Origin of the sequence: Pelobacter seleniigenes DSM 18267 (assembly GCF_000711225.1) — a bacterium.
Lineage (GTDB): Bacteria > Desulfobacterota > Desulfuromonadia > Desulfuromonadales > Geopsychrobacteraceae > Seleniibacterium > Seleniibacterium seleniigenes.
Window position 1 is genome coordinate 208,703 of the sequence record NZ_JOMG01000001.1, and the last position, 13,491, is coordinate 222,193.

General features: G+C 54.3%; 9 protein-coding genes. 5 read left to right on the forward strand and 4 right to left on the reverse strand.

The window, feature by feature from the left end:
• The first annotated feature begins 91 nt into the window (after positions 1-91).
• The 5 genes from N909_RS0100930 (at position 92) to N909_RS26450 (ending at position 4,553) form a co-directional block, all read left to right on the forward strand.
• Positions 92-1,609, forward strand: coding sequence for a UxaA family hydrolase (locus tag N909_RS0100930; protein WP_029909990.1), 1,518 nt, complete (start codon positions 92-94; stop codon positions 1,607-1,609).
• A 162-nt stretch (positions 1,610-1,771) separates the two neighbouring features.
• Positions 1,772-2,389, forward strand: a complete 618-nt coding sequence (locus tag N909_RS0100940) for a hypothetical protein (protein ID WP_029909992.1) — start codon at positions 1,772-1,774, stop codon at positions 2,387-2,389.
• A gap of 26 nt (positions 2,390-2,415) precedes the next feature.
• Entirely contained in the window at positions 2,416-3,039 is a 624-nt protein-coding gene (locus N909_RS0100945) for a hypothetical protein (protein WP_029909994.1), read from the forward strand.
• A 5-nt stretch (positions 3,040-3,044) separates the two neighbouring features.
• Positions 3,045-4,352, forward strand: a complete 1,308-nt coding sequence (locus N909_RS0100950; RefSeq protein ID WP_029909996.1) for a hypothetical protein — start codon at positions 3,045-3,047, stop codon at positions 4,350-4,352.
• 18 nt (positions 4,353-4,370) lie between these two features.
• Positions 4,371-4,553 carry a PEP-CTERM sorting domain-containing protein gene (locus N909_RS26450; RefSeq protein ID WP_084167316.1) on the forward strand — a complete coding sequence of 61 codons (183 nt, stop codon included), beginning with the start codon at positions 4,371-4,373 and terminating at the stop codon, positions 4,551-4,553.
• Here N909_RS26450 and N909_RS0100955 read toward each other — a convergent pair.
• The 4 genes from N909_RS0100955 to N909_RS0100970 form a co-directional block, all read right to left on the reverse strand.
• Positions 4,509-6,122: a flagellar assembly protein A gene (locus tag N909_RS0100955; RefSeq protein WP_029909998.1), complete on the reverse strand. Its 1,614-nt coding sequence runs from the start codon at positions 6,120-6,122 to the stop codon at positions 4,509-4,511. The two genes, N909_RS26450 and N909_RS0100955, sit on opposite strands and share 45 nt — an antisense overlap.
• 138 nt (positions 6,123-6,260) lie before the next feature.
• Positions 6,261-8,537, reverse strand: coding sequence for a methyl-accepting chemotaxis protein (locus N909_RS0100960; protein ID WP_029910001.1), 2,277 nt, complete (start codon positions 8,535-8,537; stop codon positions 6,261-6,263).
• 200 nt (positions 8,538-8,737) lie between these two features.
• On the reverse strand, positions 8,738-10,939 hold the full coding sequence (locus N909_RS24265; protein ID WP_051689418.1) for a methyl-accepting chemotaxis protein: 2,202 nt from the start codon (positions 10,937-10,939) through the stop codon (positions 8,738-8,740).
• Between the two features lie 438 nt (positions 10,940-11,377).
• Positions 11,378-13,462: a TRAP transporter permease gene (locus N909_RS0100970; protein WP_051689419.1), complete on the reverse strand. Its 2,085-nt coding sequence runs from the start codon at positions 13,460-13,462 to the stop codon at positions 11,378-11,380.
• Positions 13,463-13,491 lie beyond the last annotated feature (29 nt).

Below are 13,491 nucleotides of genomic sequence, written 5' to 3' on the forward strand. Positions count from 1 at the left end.
AAGAGTGCTATAAATAAGGAGAGTCCGTTACAAATGACGCATAACGAATGACCAGTGACCAGTGACCAGTGACCAGTGACAAAGGATGACCATGACAAAACCCCAAGTGATTCGCCTGCATGCTGACGACAATGTAGTTGTTGCGACAGATACTCTGCCGGCCGGAACCGCCATTACGGCGGAAAAGATCACCTGCAGCGAGGACATCCCGGCCGGGCACAAAGTGGCGACCAGAACCATTGCCGCCGCCGCTCCCATTTACAAGTACAGCCAGATTATCGGCTTCGCCAAGGGTGAGATCGCCGCCGGGTCTCATGTCCATGTCCACAATTGCGAAGTTCACGACTTTCAGCGCGATTACGCCATCGGTTCCGACCGCCGCCATCTGCCTCTCCTCCCGGAACAGGAGCGGGCCACCTTTCAAGGTATTGTGCGGGCCGACGGCCGGGTCGCCACCCGCAACTATATCGGCATTTTATCCACGGTGAATTGCTCGGCCACGGTCTGCCGCCGGATCGCCGCCCATTTCAATGGCGCGGCCCTGGCAGACTATCCCAACGTCGACGGCATCGTGCCGCTGGTGCACACCACCGGCTGCGCCATAGCCAACAGCGGCGAAGGCTATGACACACTGATGCGTACATTGCGGGGCTATCTGCACCATCCGAACTTTGCCGGAATTCTCCTGGTCGGCCTTGGCTGCGAGGTGTTTCAGATCAAGGATATTCTCGGCCAGCAGTCCACCAGTGCGATGATCCGACAACTGACCATTCAGGCCCAGGGCGGCACCAGCAAGGCCATTGCCTCAGGGATAGAATGCATCAAGGCGATGCTGCCCCAGGCCAACGCCATCAGTCGCCAGGAGGTTCCGGCCAGTCACCTCAAGGTGGCCCTGCAATGCGGCGGCTCCGATGCTTATTCCGGGATCACCGCCAACCCGGCCCTTGGCGCCGCCTCCGATCTGATCGTCAGGCACGGCGGCACCGCGATCCTCGCCGAGACCTCGGAAATCTATGGCGCCGAGCATCTGTTAACCCGCCGCGCGGTCACTCCACGGGTCGCAGAAAAGCTGATTGAGCGGATCCACTGGTGGGAAGATTACGTCCGCCGCAGCGGCGGGGAAATGAACAACAACCCGTCACCCGGCAACAAAGCCGGCGGGCTCACCACGATTTTGGAAAAATCCCTGGGGGCGGTTTCCAAAGGTGGCACTTCGGATCTGGTCGATGTCTACCACTATGCCGAGCCGATCACCGCCAGCGGCCTGGTGCTGATGGACAGCCCGGGCTATGACCCCTGCTCTATCACCGGCGAGGTGGCCAGCGGCGCCAACATCATCTGCTTTACCACCGGGGCCGGTTCAGCCTACGGCTGCAAGCCCTCCCCGTCCATCAAGCTCTGCTCGAACAGCCGGACCTACAAGCTGATGGAAGAAGACATGGACATCAACTGCGGCGTGATGATCGATTCCGGAGTGACCCTGAGCGAAATTGGCGAACAGATCTTCCACCAGATCCTGAGCGTCGCCTCCGGCACCAAAACCAAAAGCGAACTGCTCGATTATGGCGATTCCGAATTCATCCCCTGGCGGCTTGGCGCGGTCATGTAGGAATCGGGGCACGCATTTGAGTTGTGACAACGATGATCCCGGCAAAGACAAAAAATCACTGCAAATTCGAGAAACAAAAGAAAAAAAACAGAAAAATGTCAGAATACGGGGCTATAAAGAAATGAAATCCGAAAGCTGAAAACCATCATTTCAGGAGGGGATATGAAAAATTGTATTTTCTTGGCAATAATTTGCCTGGCCCTGGCTGGTTGCGTCAACAAACATCCCTACCCATACACAATATCTGCAGACCTTCTCAAAACAGATCCGTCAACGGCGAATTGGATCCTTGAAGACATTCAAAACGATTCAAGTATTCCCATGACGGTGCAAAAGCAGACCGACCTGACAGAGAAGATCGCTCACTACCTGCAAGAGAGCGGTTTTAATATCATCAATCACCAACAGTTTTCTGAAACCTGTCACCGTTCTTGCTTTGTCATTAAACCCAGAATCATTGAGACCAAAGCGGAGATTTCCCAGAATGAAGCGGGCTGGCATGGGACGTCTGAAGATCCTTTGAATTTCTGGAGTCACTTTTCGCCTGGTCGCGCTGGAATGCAATTCATTGAAGGAACAGCCCAGGCCCTCTCTCTATACGTAGAAATTTACGTGGACAACCAGAAGTGTTATGAAAATGCCGGTGGAATTGAACTGGTTGGAAAATACAATAAGTATTCTTTCAGAACCACGAGCAAAAAAGAATTGGTCGAAGATCCAAAAAAATTTCAAAAAGCCATGGAAATCGCTTTTAAGCCTTTAATTGAAGTTCTCGAATAGCCTAACTGAGAACCAGGAAGACGGATATGAAGCACTTTCTTCTTTTCCGGTTATTTCGAGCAAATACCCTTGGTCAACTGGCGGCAGAGCACTCCCTCATCTGCGCCGGATTCATCAATGCGGTAACGGGCTCCCTTTTGCTGGTGACCATTTTGTCCCCGCTCTTGTCTCTATTCACCCCGGCCCTGACGTTTCTGCTGGTCATTTTATTCGGTCCCCTGCTCGGTTTTTTGATCTCATCTTTTTATTCCAGGGTAGAATATGTTCTCGGCAAGTTATTTAGTGGCAAAGCAGCACTCGAACAGCTTTATCGGCTTTATGCCTGGTCGCTTCTCCCATTTGCCCTGGTCTGCTTCATTACGATATTCGCCCTGCAGCGGTTTTCTTCCCCCGACAACTTTCGCTTTGCCATGACTGGTGGAGGAATCTTCCTTTTCCTGGCCGGTCTGGTTAGCTTGCGAAATTATGGCATCAACCTCAGAGCCGTTCAGAATTTCTCTGTCATTCGCGGAATCGGTTGCCAGTTCTCGTCACTGCTGACCGCCCTGCTGCTAATGGGCGGCCTTGCCTGGCTGCTCTATTTTATGCTCGGAACCGTCCCGGATAATAGTTATTTGGGATTGTGCTTAAATGGATACTTCCATCGGTGACCACAATGTCCTCGTTTCAAAAAATCCGTCTCCTGCTTATCCTCTTATATGCCGTTTTCTTCCTCGGGCTCTGGACATACGATGAAACACCCATTCCTTCAAGAGTCACCCTGATGACAGAGGAAACTCCTGCGCTGCTATCCGCCAATAATCTCTGGTTAGCGATGCTGGGCTGTTACGCTCCGGAAGGGACCCGGCAGGTCGAAGTTGGCAAACAACAGCTTGAGGCCACCCAAAAAGCCATTGAGAAAAAGGATCTGGATGCTTTTCGGAAAGCTGCTCTAATAAGGCGACCGACATTTGAATATGAGAGAGAACTTCCCATCACGCTTTTTGAAAAGGAAACTTTGATCTCATATGTTACGGCTCATGCGGACCAGGCCAAAGCTTTCCTCCAAAAGAATGAAAAACTTCTCCAGGGATACAAAGCACTCAGGGCCTTTGACCGCTATGAGGAACCGTTGAAGATAAGCTATTTTAGCCCGACACCGGATTTCTCCCTGCTCAGAAGCGGGCAGAAAAGTTTTTTCATGGAATTGGCCATGATCGCCGCCGCTGGCAATATGACTGACGCACTGGCGGGGCTCAAAGAGGACACCGGGTTCTGGCGGTTTGTTTTGCGCAATGCTGAAACTCTTTTCCCGCGGATGACTGCAATCGGCTGCCTTCGCATGGATTTTAAATTTGCAGCTGAATTGGCCGACCATCCCCCCATCAGTCCGACAGGTCAGCAGTACCTCGACGATATTTTAATGCCTTTGGAAGGGAATGAATTACTATCGCCCAAAGTTGTCCGGGGACAAATCGGCCGAATATTGGCAGGGTTGGCTCTTGAAAGCAATTTCTGGCCAAAGCCCCTTTTGGTGGATGGCTTTTTTTTCAAACCGGAGGCCACCCTCAACCGGGAATTTCTGAAACAGCAAAAATATATTGACCTTGCCGAACTCTCTTCTCGGGATTTTGCCCAAGCCGTAACCGACGATATCAATATTTCTAAAATCAATCCGCCATTGGACGCATCTTTTCTTTATAACCCGGTCGGCGAAATATTAACGAGACTATCGCCCGGGAATTACTTCCCCGTATACATCCAGCATGGACTCAATCTTGAGGGGGTACGCAGGATGGCAAAATTAAAAATCATGGCAACGACAGAAAAAATCTCACCGAAAGAGATGTCGCAATTTCTCAAAACTCACGCCACCGATCTGGGCAATCCCTACACCGAAGAAGCGATGAGTTGGGATCAAGACAAAGGCAAGATTTTTTTTCAGGCTCCGCTGAATACAAAATTCAAGAGCCAATATTTTTAATTTGGTCAAGCTGGAAAAATCACCGCCGCAGCAGCACCGGTTCCGGAACCGGCAACGGTGCTACTGCTTGGGACCGGGCTGGCAGGGTTGATTCTCTATCGTAGGAAAAAGTTGAGCACAGTGGCAGGCGGTTATTCTCCCACAAGGAGTCGTCAGCTAAGCTGGTGGCTCCTCAGCCGTCTCTTCCTCCTCCCACAATGACTGCTCGATCTCGTCGGCCAAAAGGGCCATCGGTGACATGGGGAGAAAACGCAGCCCCCCGTCCCTGGTATTCTCGATGATAGAGACTGGTCCGCTGCGGGCGATCTTGATCTCTTCGCAGCAGTTGCCGAGAGTGAGGAGCACTCCCTCGAGCAGTTGCCCCTGGACATTGATCTTGGGATTGCGGCTGTTGAATTCCTGCGGTCGGGAGGCGGCGATTTCGGAACTTAGACGGGCTTTCTCCTCTTCCAGTTTGGCCAGATGGTCATTGAGGATATGCAGCCGTTTGCGGGCGGTTTCCGCATAGGTGGTATTTTTGGTCAGGGTTACATGCAACTGGGAGATCCCCTCGGTCAATTTTCGCAGCTGCTGATTGATATTCATCTGTCGCTCCCGCAGATACTCGAAACGATCTGCGTCCGGGAAATAAACCCCGGCGGTCAGATCGGTGCGCAGGGCGGAATTGCTGCCCAGGGTCTTAGCCTGAATCCCTTCCAGGGCGATGCAGCGACCACCGATAATGGCCCCTTTTTCGACCATGATCCGGCCGGTCGATTTGACCAGGCAGTTGCGAATTTCATTGGCGACCTGGATATGGCCGAAACTGACAATCTCGACATGATTAAGAAATTTGGCCTTGAGGTCGCCGCGGCAGACGATCTTGCCGCTGCCCTTGCCGGCCATACTGACCAGTTCGATGGAGGAGTCGGATTCAAGCAGGCAGGCGCCGACATGGCCGTGCACCTTGATCCCTTTTTTGGCAACGATATTGAAGTCGTCGAGGACATCGCCCTTGACTTCGACATAGCCGTGAAAATCGATATTACCGACACTCAGGTCAACATCACCGCTGATCACCCATTGATCCACCACGGCCAAGGTCTTTTTTTCCAGCAGGGCGCGACCGGACTTATCGGCAAATGCCACCCGGCCATTATATTTAAGGACAACGCCTTCACCGGCCTGTAATTCAAACGGCTGTCCGCTTTCGGCAGGGATCGGCAGGCCGTGGGCGGTCATTCCCGGGATTCCGGCGGTGGGGGGATGAACGATGCCGAGCTTTTGACCGGGTTCAATTTCGCTAAAGGTATTCAGCTGTTTGAAATTGACACTGCCTTTTTCGTCCTCAACGAAAGAGGCCCCCTCTTTGCCGGTCTTGACCTGCAGTTCAAACCAGCCATCGGTCCCCTTGTAGGCGGGAATGCCGCGGGCAATGACCACAGGCGCCAGTTTCTGGCCGAGTTCAATGGCCGCGCAGAGTTCGTAGACCGCTTCATAATCGATGGTCTGGACAACTCCGGCCTGATTCAGCAAGCGGATCAGCTCGACCGGGCAAAGGCCCCAGCGAGAATCAGGTTCGCCGGCACCGGTCTCTTCAGCACCGCAGCCCCCGGCGTCAGAGTCCGCCGGGGCGGCTTTGGCCGCAGGCTCCTTGAAGCTGAAATCCGCAACACACTCCATCCCGTCGTGCTGCAGCCGCAGGCAGACTTTGAACGCAGCGTTTTCTTCACATAACAGAATGTCGGTATCAGCTGCTAACGATTGCTTTTCTTCATTGCGTGTCGCCATGACCAGATCCTGATTGAATGCAATGGTTCTGAAAATCTATCCTCCGCGCCAAACCCTCTGCTTTTTCATCCGACCCTCTATTCATTTGCGGGCTTTTTGCCCGGTTGTTATGTCAGTGCTCTGCTTTTCCACAGCCGCCTAGAAACGGCCGAACTCTTCATCATCCAGACGGATTATTTTTTTAGCACTGTCCCGCTGCACAGCAGCCCAGTCCCCGCTCGGTTCCGGTTGTTTCTGCGGCTTCGGCAACACCGGCTGGGGGGCCGACGGAGCAGGGCTTGCAGCCACCCCCCGGGCCAGGACAAAACGGCTCAGCAGGTCCTTAAGCTGGGCCGACAGATCAGCCAGTTCCTGGGCTGCGGCAGCGGACTCCTCAGCCGTTGCAGTACTGTGCTGGACCGCCTGATCGATCTGACCCAAACCTTGATTGATCTGGCTGATCCCTTCGGCCTGTTCGTTGCTGGCGGCGGCTATCTCCGTCACCAGATCGGTGACCCTGGTGATCGAAGCAACGATCTCATCCAGAGCTGCGGAGGTCTGTTCGGCAATCCGGGTGCCGTTGGCAGCCTTTTCCACCGAACCTTCGATCAGCTGAGCGGTCTCCTCGGCAGCCTTGGCGCTGCGTGCCGCGAGGTTACGTACCTCTTCGGCAACAACGGCAAAACCTTTACCATGTTGTCCTGCACGAGCGGCTTCAACAGCCGCATTCAAGGCCAGCAAGTTAGTCTGGAAGGCAATTTCATCAATCACCTTGATGATCTTATTAATATTCTGCCCTGCTGCATTAATTTCGCCCATGGCGGAAATCATCTCCGCCATCCGCTCACTGCCGGTGGTTGCAGCACTCTGCGCACCATTCGCCAGTTCTTTAGCCAGACCGGCATTCTCTGCGCTCTGCTGAGTCTGCCCGCCGATTTGGTTCATGGAGCTGCCGATTTCCTCCAGGGACGCAGCCGACTGTGAGGCCCCCTGCGACATCTGCTGGGAGGTATCCGAAACCTGGCGGCTGCCAACATCAATCCGCTGGGAGACCTGGGCGACATCATGCAGGACTTCATTCAAATTGGAGACCATGGTCCTGAAGGCCTGCCCCATGCGGTCACGCTCGGAGCCGACCAGCACATCGACCTGCAAGTTCCCCTGAGCGATCTGTCCGGCCTCCTCGGCCTTGGCGGCCAGGCTGTCGATCATCCCATTGATAGCGGTGGCCAGTTCGCCGACTTCGTCCGTGCTCCGATAGGCCACGGTCTGACTGAGATCGCCGACGGCAACGCCATGGGCAGCGCCCACAAGCCCTTGCAACGGGCCAATGACACGCCGCGTGATCAGGAAAACGGTCGCAAAGATGATTATCACCAGGACTGCAGCGCCACTGCCGAACCGCCAGTTCAGCTTGCCGATGGTCGCAGCCCCGGCCGCTTTGATGTCGGCCGACAATTGTTCAATATTGTTCATATTGTAGACCAAAGCCATCATGCCCACAATTTTTCCGGAGTAATCGTTGACGGGGAAAACATTCACATAATGGTGGTCAATAACCTGGTGCTGTTCGCTCTGCCCGCCCTGGTCAAGCACCGCTGCCGTCAGCAATGGTGTGGTCTCTTCCGGCCGGGTCGACGACAGAAAGACATATTTTCCTCCCAGGACCGGATTTTTCGCCGGATCCTGTAATTTTTTGGCAATTGGCAGAAAATCCGCCAGCATATAGACGGCGATCTGATAGCTGTCATCGGTATGGTTGGCGCTAACGACATCGGCAAAGGGGATCAACACCTCGCATGAACCCAGATGTTTGCCTTCCCGGGAAGTAATCGGGGAAAGTCCGCGCAGGGCAAAACCGCCTCGACCGATTTCGATCCCCTTGATCGGCTTGTGATCCCCCTGGTTGATTTCGACCACGGTCTTCCGGAACGAGGACAGATCATCTGATACATCGAGCTTTTTACCGTCCCGCTGGACCTGCCAGCCATCCCGCCACAATCGGACCAGGCTGCGAGCGCTGGGGGTATGAAAATGGAGCTGCAGGGACGGCTGGCCGGTTTGCCGTTTATAACCGGCAATGTAGGGAGCCATGACTTTACGCAGATGCTCACGCGCCATTTGCAGTTCATGATCATTTTCATCATTCTGGTCGCCAAGCAGCGCCAACCGGTAAGCAGTCTGTACGTCAGGGATTTCGGTAAAGATCGAAGAGAGCTCCAGAGCTTTGGTGCCGAGTTGATCAATACTGGTGTAAATATTGAATTTACGTTGTTCCGCTTTGCTTTCCAGGTTTTCCCGGGCAAAATTCAGGGAAGCGTCCTCCTGGCTCGCCACCAGCCCCTCCACTGTCCGGTTGATGGCAAACACTGTCACCAAAGCAAAAACCAAAACCAGAATCGTCATCGGCAGAACAAATTTCGTTCTTATCTTCATGCAGAACTCTCCGTCGAAAACAGCGCCCTCTTTCCGGATTCGATGATTGGACACTTGGATGAAAAAAATACAACTCAACCCTTGACCACCAAGGGTGCTTCAATAGGACTCTCGCTTCGTTGAACGGCCGCAGCTGCCCCTTCCGACCTTCAGAGGCATATATTTTAGACAGCAAATTAAAGCCTGCCGTTCCTCCTTGTTTAATGCAGCACAAACCGCTTCAGCATGTCCTGCATCTGCAGCGCCTGACCGGACAGTTCTTCTGCGGCGGCGGCACTTTCTTCAGCGCTGGAGGTATTCTGCTGCGTGACCTGATCGATCTGGGCCAAGCCGCTGGATACCTGGCTGATCCCCTGGGCCTGCTCATTGGAAGCCGCGGCGATTTCTTCCAGCAGTTCCGCCACCTGATTGGTCCCGCTCATGATCTCTTTCAGTGCGCCGGCGGTCTGCTGCGCCATCTGGTTACCACGATCAGTTAAGGCCACCGAACCTTCGATCAATGCGGCTGTTTCCTTGGCCGCTTTGGCGCTGCGGGCGGCCAAATTGCGAACCTCTTCAGCCACCACGGCAAACCCTTTGCCGTGCTGGCCGGCCCGGGCGGCTTCCACGGCCGCATTCAAGGCCAGCAGGTTGGTCTGAAAAGCGATCTCGTCGATGACTTTGATGATCTTACTGATGTTTTGCCCGGCCTGGTTGATTTCCGCCATGGCCTCAACCATCTCCGCCATCTGCCGATCGCCTTTTTCCGCAGCCTGCTTCGACTCTCCGGACAGGCGGTTGGCGGTGCCGGCATTTTCGGCATTGATTCTGACCTGGCTGGCCATTTCATCCATAGATGCGGTGACCTCTTCCAGAGAACTGGCCGATTCGGTGGCCCCCTGCGACAGGGCCTGACTGGCGTCCGCAACCTGCCCGGCCCCGGTGGCGATCTGCTCACCGGCCAGTTGAATACTACCAACCATGTCCCGCAGGCCTTCAAGCATTGCTTTCAAAGCATGACCAAGCTGATCATGCGCAGAGGCAACTGTCACATCCCGAGTCAGGTCGCCTCTGGCAATGGCTTCGGCCAACTCGCTGCGCCCCTGCAGGCTCTTCGCCATCCCGACCAGCACCGAGCCAAGCTCGGTGATCTCATCCCGGGCATTATAAACCTTGCATTCACGGCAATCCCGGTAGGTGCCGTCCGTCAACTTGACACAGACCGGGTTGGGTCCGAAGGTGCCGCTATCGATCCAGCAATAAACCTCTTTGCCAAAACTCGGACAGCTGTTCTGGCCGCAATGATTGACGACCGAGCAATTGACAGGACCCCCCATGGGTAGATCCTGGTCCCTGGTGTCCCCTTGACCGTATTGACTGATCACCGCAAAAGCCCGCTGCAGCGGCCTGGTAATGCTGCGCGAAATGATGAAGGCAAGCCCCATCCCGACTAGCAACGCCACAATCCCGATCACACTGATCCCGGTCCGGGTTCCGACCGCGGCTGCAATCATCTTGTCATCGGTCATGATATGCTCGGTTGAGACCCTGATCATATCGTGCAGAATTCCCTGTACCTCCTGCAGATAGCGCTGGGTTTCACCGGCAAAAATCAGGTTGGCCTTCCGTTGCCCATCCAATGCCGCGGTTGCGGTCCGGGTTGCATCGGCCAGTGCCTGTCTGGTTTCTCCCAAGGTTGGGATCACCACCTCGGAAAAATAACCGGAAGCTTCGGCAAAACGCCCTGCAGCCAGCAAGTCATTAATCTTCTTGCCGTATTCATGCAGTCGCTTATGGGGTTCTTCAGCAGCACTCAGGATGGCCCCAAGCTCCGGGTTCCGGCGCGCTTTTTCGCCCTCCTCTCCATACAGAAACTTGCCATAGCTGCATTTGGTCGGATCAAACTGAACCGCAACCGAATCAGCTTTCGCCAAAATGGCGCTTTGAATCTGATAAATCCAGTTCATATGCTCCAGTTCTTTCTCGGTCAGAAACTGGGGCAAATAAGGATCCGCCGGCTGAAAAGCCTCCTTTATCTTGCGCGCGGATTCATGCAGCAGCTGATGCGGCTTTTCCAATGCTTTAAAAGCGTCGGCCAGTTCAGGAACCAGCGCTTCGGCCTGCTGCCGACCTTCACCGTACAACCACTTGCCAAGGGCGCACTGGGTATGGTCCATCTGCACACTCAAATCGGTCACATCGGCATTGGTCAGAAAGGTTGACACTTGTTTAACCCAATTCAGATGATCAACTTCCCGGGCCAGAAGTTCGCCCCGCAGCTTGTTTCCGGCTGCCATCTCTTTGCCGTTAGCCACAGTTCTGGACAGACCGGAAATCCCCCAGAGCAGCGTGACAAGCAACAAAGTCAGAATAGAACCGGTCAGCAGCAACATCTTGTAGTTAATCTTCAATCTCTTCAGCATGTCAGTTCCTCTCTTCAACATTTATGATTGGCCTGGTTGCATGGGCTAAACATCGCTAATTTACTGCAAAATTAGTACCAGCCAATTATTCAAATATCTTGCTGTTTTTGTTGAAGATTTTTGACACGTCTCAAGAGCCGGGTTTCAATCTAAGTTGATCTCCTTTCTGCAATCCCTACATAAGCTACTGATATTAATAGATTTTCAGTGTTTTTAAAAAACTTGCGGCTGCAACAAAAATTGCACCGTTCCTGTAACTTCAAAAAATTGTAATAGAAACCTAACATAAACATAATGAAATTAAAATAATCATAATAAAAAAGTCCGGCAAAAAAGCCGGACTTTGATCATTTACTGGTCATGACGCTATGTTTTTCGGGTTTTGGACCGGTGCAGCCCTTAGTCTGTTCAACAGGTCTTCGCTCCGGCAAAGATCTTTCAGGCTGGAGCCTGCTGCAATTTGTTGCCGCTTTTGTCTTTATGTTTACTCAGGATGAACAGGCCGATGAGAACGACTAACCCAGTCAGATGGACCAACCAGGAAGCCGGCCACAGCAATGCGGCGGCAGCGGCCAGCGAGAGCAGCCGGAACGGCAGATTCAGCTTGGCTTCCATGAAGCCCTCAATTCCAGCGGCAAAAGCGTACAGGCCGAAAAAGGCGAAGAAAAATATGGTCAGATCCCCGGACCAGGTGCCGCCGATAAAGGGCGTATAGGCAAACAGCAGCGGTACCACATAAAGCCCCTTGGCCAGTTTCCAAGCCTGCAGTCCGGTCGCCATCGGTTTGGTGCCAGCAATAGCCGCGCCGGTAAAGGCTGCCAATGCCACTGGCGGGGTCACATTGGAGTCCTGGCTCAGCCAGAACACGATCAGATGCGCCGAGAGCAGGGCAAAGGTCAGACTGTGCTGGCTGAGAACCGCTTCGCGCACCATGCCGGCCATGTCCATGGGGATGGCGTCGACAATAGCTCTGGCCGTGGCCGTATTCATGGGGTTGCCGATCTCTGCCAGATGCTGCGGTGCCGCGAGCATGAAAATCGCCTTGGCGGCCTCCGGGATCTGCCCGCTGACCAGCGCCTTGACCATCAGACCATCGGCGATCAGTCCGTGCAAGGCAGGCGCTGACAGGGTGCCCAGAACAATGTAGGCCGCCGTCACCGGCAGCCCCATGCCGAGCACCAGGGACGCCAGCGCGATGAGCAGGATGGCGATCACCAGGCTGTGACCGGCCCATTGGTTGATCATCAGCGAAAAGGTATTGCCGATACCAGCCGTTGAAATAACATTGACGATCAGGCCGACGGTGCAGAGCAGGATGGCGGTCATTACCATATTCCGGGCGCCCAGCGCCATGGCTTCAATGATTTCCTTCGGCCCCATCCGGTTGCCGGTCAGCCAGGACGAAGCAACCACGGCGATAATACTGATCCCGGCCGCATAGGTGGGGGTAAAACCGTAAATCAACAGTCCGATCAGCACACCGATGGGCAGCAGAAAAACAATCCCGCCTTTTTTCAAAACCTCCAGGGCGGCAACCTTCTCATCGTCAAGGGCGGTCACATAACTTCTTTTCGCTTCGATCCGAACGAAGAACGCGACCGTCGCAAAATAGAGAATGGCCGGCAGGATACTGACCAGCACAATAGTGTTGTAGGAAATCTGTGTATAAGTGGCCATGACAAAGGCCCCTGCGCCCATGATCGGCGGCATCAGCTGCCCCCCGGTCGAGGCAGCAGCTTCGGTCCCGGCGGCGAACTTGGCCGGGAAACCGGCCCGTTTCATCAGCGGAATGGTGATGACTCCGGTCGAAGCGGTGTTGGCAACCGCAGAGCCGGAGATCGTACCCATCAGACCGGAGGCCAGCACCGCGACCAACCCGGGTCCGCCGACCATCCGGCCTGCCACGGCGCGGGCCAGATCGATGACAAACTCCCCGGCCCCGGAGCGCAGCAGAAAAGCACCGAACAGGATGAACATGAAGACGTAGGATGAGGAAATCAGCGCAATGGTGCCGAACAGGGCATCATCGCCATAAACACTGCGGAACAGAATGGTTTCGGTGCTGAGCCCGGCAAATTTGAACACCCCGGAGATATCCGCCCCCCACCAGCCGACATAGGTCAGGGCGATGATGATGAGAACGGGAATAAACCAGCCAGCCACCCGGCGGGTAAATTCAAGGGCACAGAGGATCAGTACGATTCCGGCGATCCATTCGGGCGTAGCCAGGCGTACCCCTCGGGCATAAATGGCATCTTCCATGGCGATCATGTAGATGGCCGAACTCGCCGCAGCCAGCCCGAGAAGGACATCGGGAATCCGCCACGCCCAGGACGGATCTTTCCGCAACGGATAGACATAGGCCGCCATCAGGGCAAAACCGGCAAAATGCAGGGCATTCTGCCACAGGGACGAAAGCACGGTGAATACATTGAACCAGATATGCAGCAGAGCGATAGCGACCCCGAGGACAAGCAGGATTTTTGATTCAGTCTTAAACGGCTCGGATTCTGTGGCTGTCATAAGAAAGTAAGCTCCAGATATAAAAACCC

Excerpts from the sequence above, each read along its gene's own strand:
- N909_RS0100940 (WP_029909992.1), top strand. The coding sequence starts at position 1,772 with ATGAAAAATTGTATTTTCTTGGCAATAATTTGCCTGGCCCTGGCTGGT.
- N909_RS24265 (WP_051689418.1), bottom strand. The coding sequence starts at position 10,939 with ATGCTGAAGAGATTGAAGATTAACTACAAGATGTTGCTGCTGACCGGT.
- N909_RS0100955 (WP_029909998.1), bottom strand. The coding sequence starts at position 6,122 with ATGGCGACACGCAATGAAGAAAAGCAATCGTTAGCAGCTGATACCGAC.
- N909_RS0100970 (WP_051689419.1), bottom strand. The coding sequence starts at position 13,462 with ATGACAGCCACAGAATCCGAGCCGTTTAAGACTGAATCAAAAATCCTG.
- N909_RS0100960 (WP_029910001.1), bottom strand. The coding sequence starts at position 8,537 with ATGAAGATAAGAACGAAATTTGTTCTGCCGATGACGATTCTGGTTTTG.
- N909_RS0100945 (WP_029909994.1), top strand. The coding sequence starts at position 2,416 with ATGAAGCACTTTCTTCTTTTCCGGTTATTTCGAGCAAATACCCTTGGT.
- N909_RS0100950 (WP_029909996.1), top strand. The coding sequence starts at position 3,045 with ATGTCCTCGTTTCAAAAAATCCGTCTCCTGCTTATCCTCTTATATGCC.
- N909_RS0100930 (WP_029909990.1), top strand. The coding sequence starts at position 92 with ATGACAAAACCCCAAGTGATTCGCCTGCATGCTGACGACAATGTAGTT.